Source organism: Brevundimonas nasdae (assembly GCF_016654005.1).
Taxonomy (GTDB): domain Bacteria; phylum Pseudomonadota; class Alphaproteobacteria; order Caulobacterales; family Caulobacteraceae; genus Brevundimonas; species Brevundimonas nasdae.
This window is the reverse complement of record NZ_JAEPWN010000001.1, coordinates 174,021-193,773: the sequence shown is the minus strand read 5'-3', so window position 1 is coordinate 193,773 and position 19,753 is coordinate 174,021. Positions and strand designations below refer to the sequence as shown.

Below are 19,753 nucleotides of genomic sequence, written 5' to 3'. Positions count from 1 at the left end.
AGGCTATAGCCTCCCCTTTTCCACGACGCCAGAGCCGCGCCGCCTTTCCGCCTTTTTCGAGAAAGACAGGATGCCGCCCAATTAGGGCAGAGGCCGCCATTGCGCGCGCTCTTCCAGAGTCAACTTGGCGTCAAGCTTCTGATAGGCGGCTTGCGAGGCCTTTCCGGCATCTCTGGCCCAGTCGTAAAGTCTGTCGCATTCTGAGCTTTGAGGACGGCCTCGTTCACGCACATCCTGCCGCCCCTCCTTATACCCGGCGACGAATATTTGATCGTAGGCGCGATAGCCGTCGATGCTGTCATCCATCTCCTGCTGTAATGCATCCCATCTGGCGGCGAGTTGGGCGTCAAGAAGATGTCGACATGCACCTGATGCATAGCCCTCGGCCCGTATCGCCTCGATAACTTGTTGTGCCTCCGGGGGAGCTTTAACTGTCGGGAGAAATGTGAAAGGCACATTAAACTGTACCGATCGCTCTACCGGCGCTCCATCGATCATGGCAGGCCTCCAGCGGGCCGCGGCCATGGCCGCCAACACAGCCTCGCCAAATCCCATACCTGCCGGTGTTTCGGACACAATCTGACAGGCGCCCGCCAAACCGTTTTTATTAACAATACATTGAACTCTGGCTTCTCCCTCTGTCGAAGCACGGTAAGCTTCGCGGGGATAGTCGGGATTGGGCATCTGAAGCCAGGCTGGTGCTGTGAAACCAGCCACTCCCGACTCAGCATCGCGTTCCGCCGCCACGTTTGCATCTTGGGCAAGAACAGTGCCCGGCACGACGCTCAAGATCAGAGCGATTGTGGTTAGTCCGATGGCGAGCATAGCCTTACCTAAAACGATCTATTTCTCACAGGTTGTGAGACTTGGATGAGGGAATTTCAACGCGGTTCTGTGTGAATGCTGGTCTTCGGATCCTCAGGCACGGTGACGTGTCGATTCGGCGTCGTCCAAACTACCGCCCATGCCCATGCCGCCGCCGCCCATTCCGCCCCCCATTCCTCCTCCTCCGCCGCCGCCTGAACCGCCCCCGCCGGACGCGCCGCCCTTGCCGCCCGCTGAGCCAGGGCGTGTCGGGCCTTGGGTGGGAATGATGATGTCCTTGGGAATGGGGTCCAGCTGCAGGGCCTCGCGGATGAAGTCGCGCAGGGACACCACCAGATCGTGGGTCTGAACCGGATGGCCCGCCACCAGCTCCGTCGCCGCCCGCTGGGCCAGCCTGACCTGTTGTTCGGTGCCCAGCAGGATGATGTCCGACAATGCCGCCTCCACCGCATCACGAATGCGCCGCGCCCGGTCAGAGGATTCCACTGTGGCGGCGCTCAGGTCGATGGTCGGCTGGGCCGGATCGGGCTGACGCAGGGCGCGCCGATGTGTGGGGTCCACCGTCAGGTCGCCGGTGAACGAGCCGCCCAGCACCTTATAGGCCGCGATCAGGGTCTTCAGCCGTTCATTGATCTGGCGGTTCATGCGCTCGCGGCGCTGCTGAATGGTGAACATCATCACCAGCCGGATGCCCATGCCGATCAGGGTCACCAGCGCCAGTCCCAGTATGGTGATCAGCAGATTCCGCCAGGAGCTGAAGTCCAGACCACGCATAAGCCGCCTCCCCTATCGCCTGTCGATGCGACAGGCTGGGCCGGAACGCGCGAGGACGCAAACGGCGCCGGTCAGTCTCGGACGGATTGCGCCTTCAGGGCCGCGAACGCCTTGACCGAAAAGGCCGACAACGGCTGCGGCAGGTCGTCCAGGTCGAACCAGCCGATGTCCGACAGCTTGTCCGGCTCGGTCAGGGACGGCTCGCCGGTGAAGTCGCGCGTCAGATACATCAGCGACACCCAGTGCTGGCCGTCGGCGGGGATGATCTCTTCGGACAGACACAGGAAATCGACAGCGCCGATCTTCAGGCCCGATTCCTCCTCGGCCTCGCGCCGGGCGGCGTCTGCCGAGTGCTCCATCATATCGACCTTGCCGCCGACGATGTTCCAGAAACCCGCCTCGGGCGCCTTCAGACGTTTGCACAGCAGCACGCGCCCGTCGGCGCGCTGAATCACCAGCCCGCAGCCGACGCCGGGGAAATCAACACCGGGCCTGGCCACCTAGGCGGTCGGGGCGTCGACGGACGGATAGAAGGTGTAGCTGAGCGTGATGTCGCGCGCGCCCTTGGCCTCGCGGTCCGTCGCCAGTTCGGGGGCGATGAAATACTGCATCGGGAATTTGCGCGTTTCGCCGGCGGCCAAGGTCTGGTCGGTGAAGCAGAAGCACTGCAGCTTCTGGAAATAGGGGCCGGTGTATTCCGGCGACACATTGTAGCTGGCGCGGACCATGATCGGCTTGTCCGAGGTGTTGGTCACGTCGAAATAGGCCAGCCCCGTCTCGCCGATCCGCACCCGCTGGGTCGACTGCTCGGCCTTGAAGGTCATGGGCAGGCCGCGGACATTGGTGTCGAAACGCACCAGAACCGTCTGGTCCAGCACCGTATCGGGCGCCACATCGGCCTTCATCGTCGTGCCGCCGAACCCGGTCACCTGACAGAACATCCTGTAAAGAGGCACCGCCGCGAACGCCGCGCCGGTCATCCCCATCACGGTGAAGACGCAGATGATGGCGATCAGGTTCTTGCGTCCGGGGTTCATTTCACGACCCTCGCCGCTCCGTTCGCCTGGCTTTCCAGCAGGGCGCGTTCATCGGCCTGGTTCTGCTGCAGGCGCAGGACCGTGGTGGTGAAGACCAGGACGATGAAGGCCACCAGACCCAGCGCGATCCACAGGTTGCGGCGTTTGCGCGCGCGCACTTCTTCGGGGGACAGAATGATCATTTACACTCCCAGGCCCGACAGGGCCTCGACCAGCAGCGCCGAGAACAGCGCCATCAGATAGAGGATGGAAAAGGCGAACAGGTCGCGCGCCGGTTTGGCCTGGGCGCGCACGTCATACAATGCGGCTTCACGTCCCACGGCCTCGGCCTTGTCCGGCTCGTCGCCTGCGCGCGAACGGAACAGGCGCAGCGCCAGCCCCAGGAAGGCCAGACCGCCGACGACCGACACCACGCCGTAGATCAGGCCCGCCATGCCGGTGAAGGCCGGTGCGATCGCCACCGGCACGAAGATCAGGGTGTAGATCAGGATCTGCAGACGGGTGGACCGGGCGCCCTTGGCCACCGGCATCATCGGGATGCCCGCCTTGGCGTAGTCGCCTGCCGAATAGAGCGCCAGCGCCCAGCTGTGCGGCGGGGTCCACAGGAAGATGATCAGGAACAGAAGCCAGGCCTGCCACGGCGCCTGGCCCGTCGCCGCCGCCCAGCCGATCACGGGCGGAAAGGCGCCCGCCGCCCCGCCGATGACGATGTTCTGGGGTGTCCGGCGCTTCAGCAGCAGTGTGTAGAAACCGGCGTAATAGACGATGGTCAGGGCCAGAAGACCCGCCGCCAGCCAGTTGGTGTTCATGCCCAGCAGCATGACCGAGAACAGGCTCAGCACCACGCCGAAGGCCATGGCGTCATTCTTGCGCACTCGGCCTGCGGCGACGGGGCGTCCGCGCGTGCGGCGCATGAGGGCGTCGGTTTCGCCCTCCAGCGCCATGTTCAGGGCGCCCGCCGCCCCTGCGCCCACGGCGATGCAGAGGATGGCGATGGCGGCGACGAAGGGGTTCATCGACCCCGGCGCCACGACCAGACCCGTCGCGGCGGTGAAGACCACCAGCGACATGACGCGCGGCTTCAACAGCTGGAAGAAATCCTCCGGCTGGGAGGTCGAGAGAACGGGTGTTGTCTGAGCTTCTGTCATCTGTGCGGGCCGCATAGCACACCCAAAAGCAGAAGGCCGCCCCTTCCGTTGGAAAGAGCGGCCCGCTGTTTCAGCTTTTGCCTGGGATCAGTGTTCGTCGTCGGCCTTGACCACGGGCAGTTCGTTGAACTGGTGGGTTGGAGGCGGCGAGGACAGGGTCCACTCCAGGGTTGTGGCGCCTTCGCCCCACGGATTGGCCTCTGCCGGACGGCGGCGAATGGCCGCTTCCAGCAACATGATCAGGAAGACGCCGACGCCGACGATGGTGATCACATAGCCGATCGACGAGACGTGGTTCCACAGGGTGAAGGCGTCCGGATAGTCGATGTAGCGACGCGGCATGCCCTGCAGGCCCAGGAAGTGCTGCGGGAAGAAGATCAGGTTCACGCCGACGAACATGATCCAGAAGTGCAGCGCGCCCAGGAACTCGTTGTACTTCACGCCGAACATCTTCTCGAACCAGTAATAGAAGCCCGCGAAGATGGCGAAGACGGCGCCCAGAGACAGCACGTAGTGGAAGTGCGCCACGACGTAATAGGTGTCGTGCAGGCTGTAGTCGATGCCGGCGTTCGACAGGACCACGCCGGTCACGCCGCCGACGGTGAACAGGAAGATGAAGCCGATGGCCCACAGCATGGGCGTCTTGAAGGTGATCGAACCGCCCCACATGGTGGCGATCCAGCTGAAGATCTTAACGCCCGTCGGCACCGCGATGATCATGGTCGCAGCGATGAAATAGGCGCGCAGGTTCACGCTCATGCCGACCGTGTACATGTGGTGCGCCCACACGACGAAGCCGACGAAGCCGATGGCGACCATCGCATAGGCCATCGCCAGGTAACCGAAGATCGGCTTCTTGGAGAAGGTCGAGACGATGTGGCTGATGATGCCGAAGCCCGGCAGGATCAGAATGTACACTTCCGGGTGACCGAAGAACCAGAACAGGTGCTGGTACATGATCGGATCGCCGCCGCCGGCGGGATCGAAGAAGTGGGTGCCGAAGTTGCGGTCCGTCAGCAGCATGGTGATGGCGCCGGCCAGAACGGGCAGCGACAGCAGCAGCAGGAAGGCGGTGATCAGAACCGACCAGGCGAACAGCGGCATGCGGTGCAGGGTCATGCCCGGCGCACGCATGTTCAGGATGGTGGTGATGAAGTTGATGGCGCCCAGGATCGAGCTGGCGCCCGCGACGTGCAGGGCGAAGATGGCCAGGTCGAACGACGGGCCGACGTGGCCCACGGTCGACAGGGGCGGATAGGCCGTCCAGCCGCCGCCGAAGCCCTTGCCCGGTCCGCCGTCGACGAACATCGACAGGATCAACAGCACGAAGGCGAAGAACAGCAGCCAGAACGAGATGTTGTTCATGCGCGGGAAGGCCATGTCCGGCGCGCCGATCATGATCGGAACGAACCAGTTGCCGAAGCCGCCGATCATGGCGGGCATGACCATGAAGAAAATCATGATCAGGGCGTGGGCCGTGACCGTGGCGTTATAGCCGTGCTTGGAGGCCTCGACGAGGCCCAGGTACTGGACGATCGTGCCTTCCTTGAACACCTGGATGCCCGGCTCGGCCAGCTCCCAGCGGATCAGGCCCGACAGGGCGCCGCCGACGATGCCCGCCATGATGGCGAACAGCAGGTACAGGGTGCCGATGTCCTTGTGGTTGGTGGACAGGAACCAGCGGGTGAAGAAGCCCACCTTGGGGTGGTCGTGATGGTCGTGGTGCGCGGTCCCGGTCTGGGTCGCGTCACGGGTAGCGATAGCGTCAGCCATAATCTGTTCGCCTCTTAGTGGGCGGCCGCTGCGGCGGGAGCCGCGGCGGGAACGGGTTGGTCGGTCGGCGCGGCGGCGGCCGCTTCCGGGGTCGAAGCTTCTGCAGCCGGAGCAGCCTCCACTGCCGGAGCAGCAGCAGGCGCCTCAGCGACCTTCGGCGTCATGGAGCCGCCCTTGGAGGCGATCCATTGTTCGAACTCGGCCTGGGTCACGACGTGGATTTCGATGGGCATGAAGGCGTGGTCGACGCCGCATAGCTCCGAGCACTGGCCATAGAAGACGCCGGTGCGCTCAGCCTTGAACCAGGTGGTGTTGATGCGGCCGGGGACGGCGTCGATCTTCAGACCAAAGGCCGGAAGGGCGAAGGCGTGGATCACGTCCGAAGCGGTGATGACCAGTTGAACAGTCTTGCCGACCGGCACGACCATCGGTTCGGTCGCAGCCAGACGATAGACGGAGTGCGGCAGGCCGCGCTCAGCCAGCTGGTCTTCCGGCAGCATGTTGGAGATGTATTCCGACACGTTCTGGTCCGGGTATTCGTAACCCCAGTTCCACTGGTTGGCCGTGACCTTCACCGTCAGGTCCGGCGTCGGCATGTCGTGATAGGCGAACAGCAGGCGGAACGAGAACAGCGAGATGAAGACCAGGATCACGACGGGCAGAACCGTCCAGATCACCTCGATCAGGGTGTTGTGGCTCCAGCGGGCCGCCGTCGGGTTGGACCGGCGGTTGTAGCGGAAGACGATCCAGGCCAGCAGACCCAGCACCAGCAAGGTGATGGCCGTGATGACCGGCATCAGAATGATGTCGTGGAACCAGATGGCGTCATGCTTCAGCGGCGCGGCCGCTGGTTGAAGACCGATGCCGCCCGGCGTCGGTTGACCCATCAGATCCTGCGCCCAGGTCGGCGCAGCGGCGAAGATCGCCAGGCCGGCGCCCAGGACCGTCGAGGCGACGGCGCCCTTGAGCGTTCCTCGGGCTCGTGTGCCCATCCCCATACGAGATTTCCCCATAAAACCGTTCTGCAGCAGACACTTGCGAATAGTTCGCAAGTAATCACACTGGCGCAATTTCCACGCCTGTCGATCACGGTCACCTATCGGATCGGTTTCAGCTTGCCAAGCGATCAACGCACCTGCGCCGAGAAGTCGCCACTCATTCGCCCAGATTAAATCGGTGTCATGTTTGGACAGCTACCTTGCACGGCAAGATACCTTGCCGTATTCAATCTCCATCAGAGGAGACGCCGAGGTGCCTGAAACCATCGAGATACAGCTGAAGAAGGGGGCGCTGGGACTGTGCGTCCTGGCCCTTCTGAACCAGGCGGACAGCTACGCCTACGAGATCGCCAGCCGACTGTCGGACGCGATCGGCATGGGGGAAGGAACCATCTACCCCCTGATGCGCCGGATGCAGTCTGACGGACTGGTGGAGACCTATCTGGTCGAATCATCGGCCGGACCGTCGCGCAAATACTATCGTCTGACCGATGCGGGCCGGGGGGCCCTGGCCGCCCAATCCGCCGAATGGACCACATTCACCCAGGCCGTCGACGCCATTCTGGCCAATGACGCCGCCGCCAAGGAGGGAGCCGCTCAATGACGCGCGCAGAATTCATCGCCCGTCTGAAAGACGGCCTGGTCGGCCTGCCGACCGCCACCGCCACCGACATCATCGCCGACTATGAGACCCATTTCGACGACGGTCTGGCCGCCGGCCGCACCGAAGCTGAAGTCGCCGCCGCCCTGGGCGATCCGGTCCGCCTGGCCCGCGAACTGAAGGCCGAGGCCGGGATCCTGCGCTGGCATCAGGAGAAGAACCCCTCCGCCGCCGCAGGCGCCGTCTTTGCGGTGCTGGGCCTGGGGGCCATCGACATCCTGATCCTGCTGCCCATCGCCATGGGCGTGGTCGGGACCATCTTCGGCTTCTTCATCGCCGCCATCGCCCTGTTCATCGGGGGCGGCGTGGTGATGGTGGCGGGGCCGTTCGCCGGTTTCCCCGGTGGTCCGTTCGCCGCCATCCTGATGGGCCTGGGCATGATGGCCGGGTCCGTCTTCATCGGCGCCCTTCTGACCATCGTCACCATCTGGCTGGTCAACGCCACCGTCTGGTACGCCCGCCTGCACTACCGCCTGTTGAAGCCCGCGCTTGAGCCCCAGGCCCAGGCCGCCGTCCAATCCGCAACCCCCGCGCCAGGAGCCTCGGCATGATCCGCACCCTGTTCATCATCGCCGGCGCCGCCCTGGTGCTGTGCCTGGTCACCCTTGGCGGCGCCGCCGCCATCGGCGGCCATGACCTCCAGCGCCACGGCTGGTCCTGGACCCTGAAAGACGACAATGGCGAAAGCGTCCGCTTCGAACGGGTCAAGGGCGGCGGGACCGAGGACCTGGGCCCCATCACCACCCGCTCCCTGCCCTGGACCGGCGGCGAGGCCCTGAAGATCGAATCGGCGATCAACGTCGAATATGTCCAAGGCCCCGAAAACACCGTCGTCATCACCGGGCCCAAGGGTCTGGCTGACCGGGTCCGCCTTGAAGACGGGCGTCTGTATCTGGCCGATGGGGACGAGCGTGTCGTGTTCGGCTGGAACAATGGGAACCTTTCCGCTCGCTCGGAACGTGACGAACTGAAGGTCGTGGTCACCACCCCCAATGTGCGCCGCTTCGAGGTGTCGGGATCGTCCGACCTGTCGGTGACCAGCTTCGACCAGCCGTCGCTGGCGGTGGCGATCTCTGGTTCGGCCGACGTCACCGTCACAGGCCGCACCGATGCGCTGGACCTCAGCATCTCTGGCTCGGGCGATGCCTATCTGGACGACCTGAAGACGACCGACGCCACGGTCAACGTCGCGGGATCCGGCACGGCCCAGATCGCCCCGACGGGCAAGGCCAGCATCACCATCTCGGGTTCCGGCGATGTCGACCTGTCGACCCGCCCGGCCCAGCTGGTCACCAATGTGTCGGGCTCAGGCTCGATCTCGCAGGGCTGATCCCAGCCGCACGAGGACTTAAGGCGGGACCGCAAGGCTCCCGCCTTTTTCTTCGCCCTTCACCCCCCGCCCCATTCCCGTTAAGTCACGGGCATGACTTCCGCACCCCTTCCCGATGCAGGCTCCAACTGGGTGGACCGCCACGCGCCGGAAGGGCTGAAGCCCTGGCTGAAGCTGGGGCGGCTGGATCGGCCCATTGGCACATGGCTGCTGCTGCTGCCCGGCTGGCAGGGGATCGCCCTGGCCCTGGCCCAGTATCGTCACGGACCGAGCCTGTATGATCTGTGGCTGTTCGTCGGCTTCGGCATCGGCGCCGTGCTGATGCGTTCGGCGGGCTGCGCCTTCAACGACATCGTCGACCGCAAGATCGACGCCCAGGTCGCCCGCACGGCCTTGCGTCCCATTCCCGCCGGTCTGATCAGCGTCAGACAGGCCCTGGCCTTCGTCATCGGCTGCAGCCTGATCAGCCTTCTGATCCTGCTGACCCTGCCGGTCGCGGCCATTGCGATGGGCGTCGGTTCGCTGGCGCTGGTCGCGGCCTATCCCTTCATGAAGCGGATCACCTGGTGGCCGCAGGCCTGGCTGGGCCTGACCTTCAACTGGGGCGCCCTGATGGGGTTCGCCGCCGCCCTGCCCCTGGCCGCCGCCTCGATCCTGCCCGCCGACATGGCGTCAGAGCTGCGCCCCTTCCTGTGGCAGGTGTTCGATCAGGGTGCGGGCGACGGATACGCGCTTCGCCTGCATGGCGCGGCCTATCTGCCCGCCCTGCTGCTCTATGCGGGCGGCATCTTCTGGACCCTGGGCTACGACACCATCTACGCCCTGCAGGATATCGAGGATGACGCCATGGTCGGGGTCAAGTCATCCGCCCGCCGCCTGGCCTCGGCGGTTCAGCCCGGCGTGGCGGTCTTCTATGGTCTGGCGGTCGCCCTTGCGGGCGCGGCGGGTCTGGCCGCCAACCTTGGCCCGTTGTTCTTCCTGGGCCTGATCCTCTACGCCGCGCACCTGATCCGACAAATAGTTCGCATCGACCGCAACGATCCCGCCCGCGCGCTCGTTCTGTTCCGGTCCAACCGCGAAGCTGGGTTCATCCTGCTCGCCGCCATCATTCTCGGTTCCATCGGCCTGTCGTCATGAAGGAGCGCCGCATGTCTCTCTCCACCCGCACCCTGTTGATCGCCGTCGCCGTCACCGCCACCCTCGCCGCCTGCCAGCGTCGCGATGAGAAGCCCGCTGCACCGCCTGCGGCCCCGGACAAGGCGCCCGCAGCCGCCGCCGCCAGCACGACGCCGACCGCCTATGACAGCAAGAACCAGTATGCGACGGTCAAGCTGGCCCTGCCCGCAGGCGTGACCGACAAGCCCGAACTTCAAGGTCCGCTGTACGCCGACGCGGTGCGCGAACTGAACCAGTTCTCAGAAGGCGCTCAGGCCGATCTGAGCGAGGCGGGCGCAGGCCCCAATCCTTATGAGAAGTCGATCACCTATTCGCAGGGCGGCGAAAGCGGCAAGCTCTTCAGCCTGGCGCGCACCAATTTCGAATACACCGGCGGCGCCCACCCCAATCAGACCTATGCCGCGGTCATCTGGGACAAGGGCCTGAAGAAGCGGATCGGCTTCAATGACCTGTTCCGTCCGGGCGCCGACCTGTCGGTGTTGGACAAGGCCCTGTGCGATGCGGCCAACGCCGCCAAACAGGCCCGTTCGCCGGGTTCCGAGCGCGTCAGCGTCGGGGGCAAGGGCATGTGGTCCTGCCCCAAGGCCAGCGCGACGCCCTTCGTCCTGACCCCTGGCTCGACGCCGGGCAAGGTGGGCGGGATCACTTTCCTGTTCGATTCCTACCAGATCGGCCCCCACTCTGACGGCGACTACTGGCTGGCCGTGCCGCAGGCCGCCTTCCGCAGCCTTCTGGCCCCCGCATACGCCGAGGAGTTCGCAGGCGCCCCGGTCAAGGCCGGGGACGTGACGCCCAAGAACTGATCATTCGCTCAGGAAGGCGTCGACCAGTTCAGCGAACCTCTGCGGCTGGTCGGCCATGATGAAGTGACGGCTGGCGTCGACGCGCGTCAGCCGCACGCCGGGCAGGGTCGCGTATTCCCGCCCCCACACAGCCTCGGCCATCGCAGGCGGCGGGCCGCCGTCCGCATCGGCGGCGTACAGCGCGGTGACCGGCGTGGACATGGCCGACAGGCCGGGCCGTGCGTCGGTCGTCATCACATCCTTCATGGCCGAGGCCAGGGCGCGACGGTCGCTGGCCATCGACCAGTCGACGATCCGGGCCTGTTCGCTGGATGTCTTCGACAGAGCCTGCGCCGTCGTCGCCTGCATGGTGCGGAAACCCTCCTGATCCGCGCCGATGATCATGGCCGCCGCCTGATCGGCGAAGGGCCGCGCGCTGTCCGCCGTCGTGTTCGGTCCGAACATGGCGCTGTAGAAGGGAAGACTGTCCACCGTCATCAACCGCCCGACCAGATCAGGATGCTGCTGCGCCAGCAGCAGGCCGCTCAGCCCGCCCAGCGAATGACCGATCACCGCCGGCCGGTCCAACCCCTGCGCGCGGATGTAGCGGACCAATTCATCGACCTCGGGCTGGACAAAGGCGCCGTCGCCATGCGTCCACGGTTCGCCCGCGAACCCGGCCAACTGCACCAGATGCACCCGATGCCTGGCCTTCAGCCGATCCGCCGTCGCCCGCCAGACCTCGCACGATGATCCCAGACCGGGGATCAGGATCACGTCAGGCCCCGCCCCGACCACCTCGACCGACAGCCGGTCTGATGCGAAGGGCGCGGCCTTCCTGGCTTCACCGCCCGCAGGCGCGGCGGAAACCGGCGCAACCGCAGCGCAGGCCAGAAACAGGGCGCACAACACCGGGCGCGCGCCCGAACGGACGAACTTCATGGCAGTCTCCTGATGTAAGGTTATTCTGACTTTTCAGGCTGGATCGACATCCAGTCCAGAACCGTCATTTCGCGTGCGGGTTCTCGAAGATGTCCTCGACCGGGCGCTGGAACGTCGCGGCGATGCGGTAGGCCAGGTCCAGCGACGGATCGTGCCGTTCGGTCTCCAGGGCGATGATCGCCTGACGTGAGACGCCCAGCGCCTGTCCCAACTGTTCCTGGGTCCAGCCGCGTTCGACCCGCAGCAGCTTCAGCCGGTTCTTCATTTGCTGGACTTGATGAACAGGGCGCTGGCGCCGAAGAAGAACCACATCACCGCATAGGCCAGCCAGCCCGGCAGGTGCTGGGCGCCGGCGAAGGTTTCAAGAAACCCCCAGACCGACCACAGGGCGAAGGTCAGACAGGCCGCCACGATGAAGCGTTTGGCCATCAACGCCCGCAGAAACTCGTCGGTTCTGCGGAAGAAATCGAGTGTGAAGACCAGCTGCGCCGTGATCGCCAGCCCCGGCAGGATCGAGGCTGCATACAGCGGCCAGCCGTGCAGCCAGCCCTGATTGACGCCCACGCTGACCCCCGCGACGGACAGACCGTAAAAGCCCATCGAAAGCCCCGTTCCCCAGCCATAGCGCGTGTCCCGCGGTCCACATTCCAGGTTCACCATCAGCCTGTCCCTTCCCATTATTTTGTAAGGACAACCTGACACCGCCAAAATGTAATGTCAACCTGACTTAATGTCAGGCCAGCCCAACATTGCGCGGCCCGCTTCCCCCGGCGCCTGCACCGGTCTATGCAGCCCCATGATCGTCGCCGACCCCGCCGCCTTCATCCGCGAGAACACCCGGCTGCAGCCCGTGCCGCACGCGCCGGAGATCAGCCTGTGGCTGGCGGACGAGATCACCCCGATCTGGCGTCTGACGGAGGAGGAGCTGGGCGAGATGGGCGTGCCGCCGCCCTTCTGGGCCTTCGCCTGGGCGGGCGGTCAGGCGCTGAGCCGCTATGTTCTGGACCATCCGCACGAGGTTGCAGGCAAGCGGGTGCTGGATTTCGCGGCGGGATCGGGCCTGGTCGGGGTGGCGGCGATGAAGGCGGGGGCGGCGTCGGTCCTGTGCGCCGACATCGACCCCTTCTGCCAGGCGGCGGTTGCGGCCAATGCCGCCGCCAACGCGGTGACCCTGGCCTTCACCGGCCAGAACCTCCTGGACGCCCCGCCGCCCGATGTCGATGTCATCTGCGCAGGCGACATCTGTTACGAAAAACCGATGACCCAGGCGGTGCTGGCCTGGCTGGCGCAGGCCCGTGCCAGGGGCGCGCGCGTCCTGATCGGCGATCCAGGCCGCACCTATTTCCCGCGCACCGGCCTGGATTTCCTGGCCGAATACCGCGTGCCGACGACGCGGGAGCTGGAGGATCAGGAGATCAAGCGCGCGTCCGTCTGGTCGATGCCGTAAGCCTCAGTCGCCCTGATGGCGGCCCTCGGCGAATTCCTCGATCATCCTGGCGTTGAAGGCGGGGATGTCGTCGGGATTGCGGCTGGTCACCAGGCCATTGTCCACCACCGCCGCCTCATCGACCACATTGGCTCCGGCGTTCTTCAGGTCCGTGCGCAGGCTGGGATAGCTGGTCAGGGTGCGCCCCTTCACCACCCCGGCCTCGATCAGCAGCCAGGGCGCATGACAGATGGCGGCGACCGGCTTTCCCGCATCGAAGAAGGCGCGGACGAACTTCACCGCATCGGCGTCAGCGCGCAGCTGATCGGGATTGGCCACCCCGCCCGGCAGCAGCAGCGCGGCGTAATCTGAGGCCTGCACGTCCGCCACCGCCTTGTCCGCCGTCACCTTGTCGCCCGGCGTCAGGTGGTTGAAGCCCTGAAACGGCCCGGCCTTCAGCGACACGATCTCGACGGCGGCGCCCGCCGCCTTCAGCGCCTTCACCGGTTCGGTCAGTTCGATCAGCTCCACGCCGTCGGTCGCCAGGACAGCGACGGTCTTTCCCGACAGGGATTGGGTCATGACAGTGCTCCATTTCATCTGAATGTGGTCCTGCAATGAACCCGCGCCGCTCCAGACGGTTGCTGCGGCGCTTGGCGGCAGGCCGGCCGCCCCCATATGAGCGGCCATGAAAGGCCCGCCATTTCTGATCGCATCCGGCCTGATCGCCGCCGCCCTCGCCAGCCCGGCCGGCGCCCAGACCTATCCGCCGCCGTATCCGGCCTATCAGCCGCCCTATGCCGCCTATCCGGGCGGCGCCCCTGCGGCCATCGCCGACCAGCACCGCTATGAGAACGACCGGCTGCGCAATCAGGCCGAGGCCAACGCCGCCTTCGCCCGTCAGCTTCAGACCGAAACCCAGTTGCGCCGTCTGGAGATCGAGGTGGCCCGCCAGCCCACGCTGACGCCCGCCCCCCAGGCGCGGCCGCTGTATTCGCCGGAGCAGGAACGCAGCCTGCGTGAAGGGGCGGCGGCTCGTCTGGAACAGACCCAATCCGGCATGAAACAGATCGACGACTGGCTGGATCGCCCCCGCTGACGCATCCCTTCCCTTCCACCCGCGTTCGGGCCTAGCTTAGGTCATCAGACGAGGGGAAACGCAGATGCGTTGGCAAGGCGGACGGACGGGCGGCGGCGGCGTCGAGGATCGGCGCGGGCTGGGCGGCGGGGCGATTGCGGGCGGCGGCATCGGCGTCGGCGTGCTGGCCCTGATCGGCTATTTCTTCTTCGGCATTGATCCCTCGACCACCACGCAGCTGGCCAGCCAGCTGGGCGGCGTCGGCGCCTCGGAACAGCAGGGCCAGGTCGGCACGCCCGAGGATCAGGCCGGACGGTTCGTCGATGTGATCGGCGGCAACATCAACGACGTCTGGGCGCAGAAGCTGAACGGCTATACGCCGCCCAAGGTGGTCATCTACACCCAGGGCACCCCGACCGGCTGCGGCATGGGCCAATCGGCGATGGGGCCCTTCTATTGCCCGACTGACAGGACCGTCTATCTGGACCTCGGCTTCTGGCAGGAGATGGAGACCAAGCTGGGTGCGTCCGGCGCCGACTTCGCCCGCGCCTATGTCATCGCCCACGAGTTCGGCCACCACGTCCAGACCCTGACCGGCACGTCGGATCAGGTCCGCCGCGCCCAGCAGCGGGCGCGCGGCCAGGGCGAGGCCAATCAGTATTCCGTCGCGCTGGAGCTGCAGGCCGACTGCTACGCGGGCGTGTGGGCCAAAAACGCCGCCGCCGTCTCCAACGGCCAGGTCGCGCTTGAACCCGGCGACATCGAAGAGGGGATGAAGACCGCCCAGGCCATCGGCGACGACACCCTGCAACGCCGCGCGGGCGGCCGTGTCTCGCCCGAAAGCTTCACCCACGGCTCCTCGGCCCAGCGGGTTGAATGGCTGCAGCGCGGCTATCAGTCGGGCGATCCGGCGGCCTGCGACACATTCAGCGGCGCCTGACCGAGCGTAGCCCCACGGTTGCAAAGCTTGGTCATAAGGCGGATGTCAGCCCGACGTCCGCCTTCGCTCATGCGTTGAACCCGACGCCCAGACCTATAGATTGATCCCATGCATGACCGCGCTGGCCAACTGGCCCGACCTGAAGACCTGATCGACCTGGACGCCCTGCTTGGCGCCTATCAGACGATCCAACCCGACATGAGCGACCCGGCCCAGCGCGTCGTCTTCGGCACCTCGGGCCATCGCGGGTCCAGCCTGGACGGCGCCTTCAACGAGACGCACATTCTGGCCATCGCCCAGTCGATCACCGAATATCGCGCGGCCCAAGGGATCACCGGCCCGCTGTTCGTCGGGCGCGATCCGCACAGCCTGTCCGAACCCGCCTGGCGCACCACGCTGGAGGTGCTGATCGCCAACGGGGTCGAGGTGCTGATCGACGCCCGCGACGGCTTCACCCCCACGCCTGCGGTGTCCCACGCCATCCTGACGCACAACCGCATCAATACGCGGCAGGCGGACGGCATCCTGATCACCCCGTCGCACAATCCGCCCCGCGACGGCGGCATCAAATACAATCCCCCCTCCGGCGGCCCGGCGGGCGGAGACGCCACCAGCGCCATCGCCGCGCGCGCCAATCAGTTGATCGAGAACGGCAACAACGACGTGCGCCGTGTCCCCTTCGCCAAGGCCTATGCCGAGGCGGGCCGGTTCGATTTTCTGGCGGCCTATATCGACGACCTGCCCAGCGTTCTGGATATGGACGTCATCCGCGACGCGGGGGTCCGCATCGGCGCCGACCCGCTGGGCGGCGCGGCGGTCGACTATTGGGGTCAGATCGCGGATCGCCACCGCCTGAACCTGACCGTGGTCAATGAGGCCGTCGATCCGCGCTGGGCCTTCATGCCGCTGGATGCGGACGGCAAGATCCGCATGGACTGCTCGTCCCCCTCGGCCATGGCCAATCTGATCAGGGTCATGCAGGGCGGCGCGGCCTATGACGTCGCCACGGGCAATGACGCAGACGCCGACCGGCACGGCATCGTCACGCCCGACGACGGGCTGATGAACCCCAATCATTTCCTGGCCGCCGCCATCGCCTATCTGTTCGCCAACCGTCCCGGCTGGGGCGCGGATGTGGCGGTGGGCAAGACGCTGGTGTCATCATCGATGATCGACCGGGTCGTCGCCGGGCTGGGCCGTCGCCTGCTGGAGGTGCCGGTCGGCTTCAAATATTTCGTGCCGGGCCTTCTGGACGGCAGCGTCGGTTTCGGCGGCGAGGAATCGGCGGGTGCCTCCTTCCTGCGTCGCGACGGCACGGTGTGGTCCACAGACAAGGACGGCATTCTTCTGTGCCTGCTGGCCGCCGAGATCCAGGGCCGCACGGGCCAGAGCGCCAGCCAGCTTTATACGGGCCTGACCGACCAGTACGGCGCGCCCGCCTACGCCCGCGTCGATGCGCCGGCGACCCGCGAGCAGAAGGCCCGCCTGGGCGCCCTCAGCCCGGCGGATGTGACCGCAAAAACTCTGGGCGGCGAGCCGATCACCGCCATCCTGACCAAGGCCCCCGGCAATGACGAACCCATCGGCGGCCTGAAGGTCACCACCGCCAACGCCTGGTTCGCCGCCCGCCCGTCAGGCACCGAGGATGTCTACAAGATCTACGCCGAATCCTTCCACGGCCCCGACCATCTGGCCCAGGTGCAGGCGGAAGCGCGCGACGTGGTGGCGACGGCGCTGAAGGGCTGATCGCCCTCCCTTTTCGTCATTCCGGGGCTGAGCGACGCGAAGAACCCGGAACCCAGGAGGCGCGCATCCGGCGTCGAATGCATCCAGCGGTGCGATTGTGGCCCTGGGTTCCGGGTTCGTCCTTCGGACGCCCCGGAATGACGATTCTAGCGCGAATGTCGATTGAACCTAACGCCCCACCGTGATCTCCAGCGGGCGCGTCATGAACAGCCTCGACCCACCCAGATCCAGCACGACATGGCGGTCCTCAAACGCCGCCATGCCGATCAAGGCCTTAGGGAATCCCGGCACAGCGACATTGTCATAGATGGCCACCGACGCCTGACGATGCAGCTCATTGCCAATCGTCAGCGTGCGGACGGTGACCGTCTCGGCGCCGACGACGCCGCCCAGAACGATGCTCTGACCCGGCGTGCGTTCACGGCCGTCGATCAGGCCGACCATCTCTGCGGTCTCTCGCGTCACGGCCAGCAGGGCCGACGCCCCGGTGTCCACCACCGCCTCGACCTCGGCGCCCTCGACGGTGATCGCGGCCTGCAGCGCCTTGCCCGCGCGGGTCACCTCGACGGCGGCCAGGTCGCGTGACGGGATCCACCCCTCGCGTTTCAGGAACCGCACCCGTTTCTGCGTGGTGTCCAGTTCCAGCACCAGGTTGCGCAGCACGTCCTGGCCCAGGATCAGGGGCGCCGCCAAACCGTCGTCGCTGGCCAGCGGCCCCAGCCCCAGAATGGCGGCGCGCAGGCCCTCCAGCCGCATCCCCCCGACCGCGACATCCAGCGTCGTGCCGCGCCCCACCTGCGCCTCGCCGCCGACGCCGTAGGCCACCATCGGAATATTGAACCTGTGGGTCAGGCCCAGGGTCGCGACCAGCGAACGGTCGATCACCGAATACTGCGCCCCCGAATCGATCAGCGCCCGCACCCGCTGACCGCTGATCGCCACCTCCACGGTCGGGGTCGCGGCGCGTGGCTCGGCATAGGTCATCCAGCCCGACGATCCATCCCCTGGAAAGACGATGGCGGGTTCACGCCACAGCACATGGTCGCGCAGCCACCAGGCCCCGCCCACGCCCCCGGCGACCAGCCCCAGGCGGATCAGAAGATCGCGTCGTCTCATGACCAATCCATGGACTGTCACGGCGTGCGACGCCAGCAGGGGAATGGTCGCGCGCATCGGACCGAGGCGCCTGCACCGCCGTTTTCAGGCAGGAATTTGCACCTCCGGCCCGCAACGCCCTCAAATGTGCGGAACGAAAAACGCAAACCCGCAAAAACCCGACAAAATCGCCCAAAAACCGGATGACGCCGCCGCCCCGTCTGGCTACGACCTCAGACATCATGAGCACCTCCAGCGCCCGTTACATCTCGACCCGCGGCAAATCGCCCGAAACCGACTTCGCCGACGCCCTGCTGCGCGGCATCGCCCCCGACGGCGGCCTCTATATGCCGACCGCCTGGCCGACCCTGTCGTCCGATGCCTGGACCCAGGGCGCCGACTACAAGACCATCGCGCTGGAAGCGATTTCCCCCTTCATCGGCGACGCCCTGCCAGCGGGCGCGCTGGAGCGGGCGCTGGAGCGCCTGACGGCCGGGTTCGACCATCCGCTGGTGACGCCTCTGGTCGAGCTGGAGCCCGGCCTGTTCGTGCTGGAGCTGTTCCACGGCCCGACCGCCGCCTTCAAGGATCTGGCGATGCAGCTGGTCGCCGCCCTTACTGACGAGGCGCTGACGGCATCCGGCGAACGCCTGACCATCCTGACCGCCACCTCCGGCGACACCGGCGCCGCCGCCGTGCGCGCCTTCGCCGGGGCCAAGTCGGTCAATCTGGTCGTGCTGCACCCCTTGGACCGCGTCTCGCCGGTTCAGCGCAAACAGATGACGACGGTCGAGGCCGACAATGTGCTGAACCTGGCCGTGCGCGGCGATTTCGACGACTGCCAGCGTCTGGTGAAGGGTTTGCTGGCCGAGGAATCCCTGCGCCAGGCGGGGCGTCTGTCCTCGGTCAATTCGATTAACTGGGCGCGTCTTGCGGGTCAGATCCCCTATTACGTCTCGGCCACCGCGCAGCTGGGCGAGGCCGCGACCTTCGTGGTGCCGACCGGCAATTTCGGCGACGCCTTTGCTGGCATCGCGGCGACCAAGATGGGCCTGCCCGCCAGGGGGTTCGTCGCCGCCGTCAACCAGAACGACGCCCTGGCCCGCGCCATCAACAACGGCGTCTATGCCCGCAAGGCGGCGGTCGAAAGCGGCAGCGTGTCGATGGATGTTCAGGCGCCGTCCAACTTCGAACGCCTGGTGTTCGAGGCGACCGGCCGTGACGCCGACGCCACGCGCGCACTGTTCGAAACCTTTGCACGCGAGGGGACGGTGACCTTCGACCCCGACCTGCTGTCGGCCCTGCGGTCCGAGGTTTCCGCCGTCTCCATCGACGAAGACGAAACCCGCGCCGAGATCGCCTACGCCCACAAGACCTGGGGCCGGGTCATCTGCCCGCACACAGCAGTCGCCATCGCGGCGGCGCGCCGTCAGGACCGATCGAACGGCCCCGTCGTCGCGCTTTCGACCGCCCATCCGTCCAAGTTCGGCGCCTTCGTCTCGGACGTGCTGGGCTTCGAGCCTGAACCCGCAAACGTCATCACCGCTCTGGGCGACAAGCCCGAGCGGTTGACGATCATCGACGGAACGATGGAGGCGGCGCTGGACGCCGTGGCGGCCTTCTCAGGCCGCCACTAACGCGGATCAGCGACGGCGCAGGCCGCGCGACACGATGCCCGCCAGAAGCAGGCCGACGCCGGCGACCGACAGGGTCGTCAGCAGCGGCTTTTCACGGGCGGCGGCGGCGACTTCGCGGGCCTTGGGTCGATAGTTTTCCGGCGCCTTCTCGACCAGACGGTCCACGGCGTCCATCGCCTTGCCGAACTGCTCCAGCGACTTGCCCTTGGCGTCGTTATAGGCGCCCTCGACTTCCAGCTTCTGATCACCGACCAGTTTGCCAAAAGCCTTCTGCGCCTTGCCCTGCACCTGCGAGGCGGCGCCGTTGATCTGTTCGTCCGTCATATGTGAAACCCTGTTTCCGGCAAAACGGCAAGGAAGGCAGTCGTCCACACCGCATATGGGA

24 protein-coding genes are annotated in these 19,753 nt (G+C 66.2%); 10 read left to right on the top strand and 14 right to left on the bottom strand.

The genetic code is table 11. The features are described 5' to 3' along the window. Nucleotides 1-81 precede the first annotated feature (81 nt). The 8 genes from JKF87_RS00965 to coxB all read right to left on the bottom strand — a co-directional run bounded on the left by JKF87_RS00965 (nucleotide 82) and on the right by coxB (nucleotide 6,570). Nucleotides 82-825, bottom strand: coding sequence for a TonB family protein (locus JKF87_RS00965; RefSeq protein WP_201096511.1), 744 nt, complete (start codon nucleotides 823-825; stop codon nucleotides 82-84). A gap of 93 nt (nucleotides 826-918) precedes the next feature. Beyond that, entirely contained in the window at nucleotides 919-1,599 is a 681-nt protein-coding gene (locus tag JKF87_RS00960) for a hypothetical protein (RefSeq protein WP_201096510.1), read from the bottom strand. 71 nt (nucleotides 1,600-1,670) lie between these two features. After that, complete coding sequence (locus JKF87_RS00955; protein WP_201096509.1) at nucleotides 1,671-2,099, bottom strand: NUDIX domain-containing protein; 429 nt, start codon at nucleotides 2,097-2,099, stop codon at nucleotides 1,671-1,673. Continuing rightward, nucleotides 2,100-2,636, bottom strand: a complete 537-nt coding sequence (locus JKF87_RS00950; RefSeq protein WP_201096508.1) for a cytochrome c oxidase assembly protein — start codon at nucleotides 2,634-2,636, stop codon at nucleotides 2,100-2,102. Further along, nucleotides 2,633-2,818 carry a hypothetical protein gene (locus tag JKF87_RS00945; RefSeq protein ID WP_236261006.1) on the bottom strand — a complete coding sequence of 62 codons (186 nt, stop codon included), beginning with the start codon at nucleotides 2,816-2,818 and terminating at the stop codon, nucleotides 2,633-2,635. Before JKF87_RS00945 ends, JKF87_RS00950 begins: the two co-directional genes overlap by 4 nt. Beyond that, the gene (gene cyoE, locus JKF87_RS00940; RefSeq protein ID WP_236261005.1) at nucleotides 2,819-3,784 is read right to left on the bottom strand and encodes a heme o synthase; all 966 of its coding nucleotides are present in this window, start codon (nucleotides 3,782-3,784) and stop codon (nucleotides 2,819-2,821) included. An 87-nt stretch (nucleotides 3,785-3,871) separates the two neighbouring features. Beyond that, nucleotides 3,872-5,557, bottom strand: coding sequence for a cytochrome c oxidase subunit I (gene ctaD / locus JKF87_RS00935; RefSeq protein WP_236261004.1), 1,686 nt, complete (start codon nucleotides 5,555-5,557; stop codon nucleotides 3,872-3,874). 14 nt (nucleotides 5,558-5,571) lie between these two features. Further along, nucleotides 5,572-6,570, bottom strand: a complete 999-nt coding sequence (coxB, locus tag JKF87_RS00930) for a cytochrome c oxidase subunit II (protein WP_236261003.1) — start codon at nucleotides 6,568-6,570, stop codon at nucleotides 5,572-5,574. Nucleotides 6,571-6,808: 238 nt separating this feature from the next. On the opposite strand from coxB, the gene JKF87_RS00925 reads away from it, so the two are divergent. The 5 genes from JKF87_RS00925 to JKF87_RS00905 all read left to right on the top strand — a co-directional run bounded on the left by JKF87_RS00925 (nucleotide 6,809) and on the right by JKF87_RS00905 (nucleotide 10,525). Next, a complete protein-coding gene (locus JKF87_RS00925) occupies nucleotides 6,809-7,159 on the top strand; it encodes a PadR family transcriptional regulator (protein WP_201096505.1) in 351 nt (116 codons plus the stop codon). Beyond that, the gene (locus JKF87_RS00920) at nucleotides 7,156-7,767 is read left to right on the top strand and encodes a DUF1700 domain-containing protein (RefSeq protein ID WP_201096502.1); all 612 of its coding nucleotides are present in this window, start codon (nucleotides 7,156-7,158) and stop codon (nucleotides 7,765-7,767) included. Before JKF87_RS00925 ends, JKF87_RS00920 begins: the two co-directional genes overlap by 4 nt. Continuing rightward, entirely contained in the window at nucleotides 7,764-8,546 is a 783-nt protein-coding gene (locus tag JKF87_RS00915) for a GIN domain-containing protein (protein ID WP_201096500.1), read from the top strand. Before JKF87_RS00920 ends, JKF87_RS00915 begins: the two co-directional genes overlap by 4 nt. 93 nt (nucleotides 8,547-8,639) lie before the next feature. Next, nucleotides 8,640-9,683, top strand: coding sequence for a UbiA family prenyltransferase (locus JKF87_RS00910; protein WP_201096498.1), 1,044 nt, complete (start codon nucleotides 8,640-8,642; stop codon nucleotides 9,681-9,683). Nucleotides 9,684-9,694: 11 nt separating this feature from the next. After that, on the top strand, nucleotides 9,695-10,525 hold the full coding sequence (locus JKF87_RS00905) for a DUF3298 and DUF4163 domain-containing protein (RefSeq protein WP_201096495.1): 831 nt from the start codon (nucleotides 9,695-9,697) through the stop codon (nucleotides 10,523-10,525). Here the strand turns inward: JKF87_RS00905 and JKF87_RS00900 are convergent, their stop codons facing one another. From JKF87_RS00900 to JKF87_RS00890, 3 genes are all read right to left on the bottom strand, one after another. Continuing rightward, nucleotides 10,526-11,446: an alpha/beta fold hydrolase gene (locus JKF87_RS00900; protein WP_201096493.1), complete on the bottom strand. Its 921-nt coding sequence runs from the start codon at nucleotides 11,444-11,446 to the stop codon at nucleotides 10,526-10,528. Nucleotides 11,447-11,510: 64 nt separating this feature from the next. Beyond that, a complete protein-coding gene (locus tag JKF87_RS00895) occupies nucleotides 11,511-11,711 on the bottom strand; it encodes a helix-turn-helix transcriptional regulator (protein WP_201096492.1) in 201 nt (66 codons plus the stop codon). Further along, nucleotides 11,708-12,106 (bottom strand): hypothetical protein, encoded by a 399-nt coding sequence (locus JKF87_RS00890; protein ID WP_201096490.1) that lies wholly within the window; start codon nucleotides 12,104-12,106, stop codon nucleotides 11,708-11,710. The genes JKF87_RS00895 and JKF87_RS00890 overlap by 4 nt, the downstream gene beginning before the upstream one ends. Nucleotides 12,107-12,242: 136 nt before the next feature. Between JKF87_RS00890 and JKF87_RS00885 the strand changes: the two genes are divergently transcribed. Beyond that, nucleotides 12,243-12,893, top strand: a complete 651-nt coding sequence (locus JKF87_RS00885) for a class I SAM-dependent methyltransferase (RefSeq protein WP_201096488.1) — start codon at nucleotides 12,243-12,245, stop codon at nucleotides 12,891-12,893. Nucleotides 12,894-12,896: 3 nt separating this feature from the next. Here JKF87_RS00885 and JKF87_RS00880 read toward each other — a convergent pair whose 3' ends face one another. Continuing rightward, a complete protein-coding gene (locus tag JKF87_RS00880; RefSeq protein WP_201096485.1) occupies nucleotides 12,897-13,454 on the bottom strand; it encodes a type 1 glutamine amidotransferase domain-containing protein in 558 nt (185 codons plus the stop codon). 106 nt (nucleotides 13,455-13,560) lie between these two features. Between JKF87_RS00880 and JKF87_RS00875 the strand changes: the two genes are divergently transcribed. From JKF87_RS00875 to pgm, 3 genes are all read left to right on the top strand, one after another. Then, a complete protein-coding gene (locus JKF87_RS00875) occupies nucleotides 13,561-13,971 on the top strand; it encodes a hypothetical protein (RefSeq protein WP_201096484.1) in 411 nt (136 codons plus the stop codon). 64 nt (nucleotides 13,972-14,035) lie between these two features. Further along, nucleotides 14,036-14,890, top strand: a complete 855-nt coding sequence (gene ypfJ, locus JKF87_RS00870; RefSeq protein ID WP_201096482.1) for a KPN_02809 family neutral zinc metallopeptidase — start codon at nucleotides 14,036-14,038, stop codon at nucleotides 14,888-14,890. Between the two features lie 108 nt (nucleotides 14,891-14,998). Then, nucleotides 14,999-16,636: a phosphoglucomutase (alpha-D-glucose-1,6-bisphosphate-dependent) gene (gene pgm / locus JKF87_RS00865; protein ID WP_201096480.1), complete on the top strand. Its 1,638-nt coding sequence runs from the start codon at nucleotides 14,999-15,001 to the stop codon at nucleotides 16,634-16,636. Between the two features lie 168 nt (nucleotides 16,637-16,804). Here the strand turns inward: pgm and JKF87_RS00860 are convergent, their stop codons facing one another. Beyond that, nucleotides 16,805-17,752, bottom strand: coding sequence for a retropepsin-like aspartic protease (locus JKF87_RS00860; RefSeq protein WP_201096478.1), 948 nt, complete (start codon nucleotides 17,750-17,752; stop codon nucleotides 16,805-16,807). Between the two features lie 221 nt (nucleotides 17,753-17,973). Here JKF87_RS00860 and thrC point away from each other — a divergent pair, with 221 nt between their 5' ends. Then, nucleotides 17,974-19,368 (top strand): threonine synthase, encoded by a 1,395-nt coding sequence (gene thrC / locus JKF87_RS00855; RefSeq protein ID WP_201096477.1) that lies wholly within the window; start codon nucleotides 17,974-17,976, stop codon nucleotides 19,366-19,368. Between the two features lie 6 nt (nucleotides 19,369-19,374). Here the strand turns inward: thrC and JKF87_RS00850 are convergent, their stop codons facing one another. Beyond that, entirely contained in the window at nucleotides 19,375-19,692 is a 318-nt protein-coding gene (locus tag JKF87_RS00850; RefSeq protein ID WP_201096476.1) for a CsbD family protein, read from the bottom strand. Nucleotides 19,693-19,753: the final 61 nt, after the last annotated feature.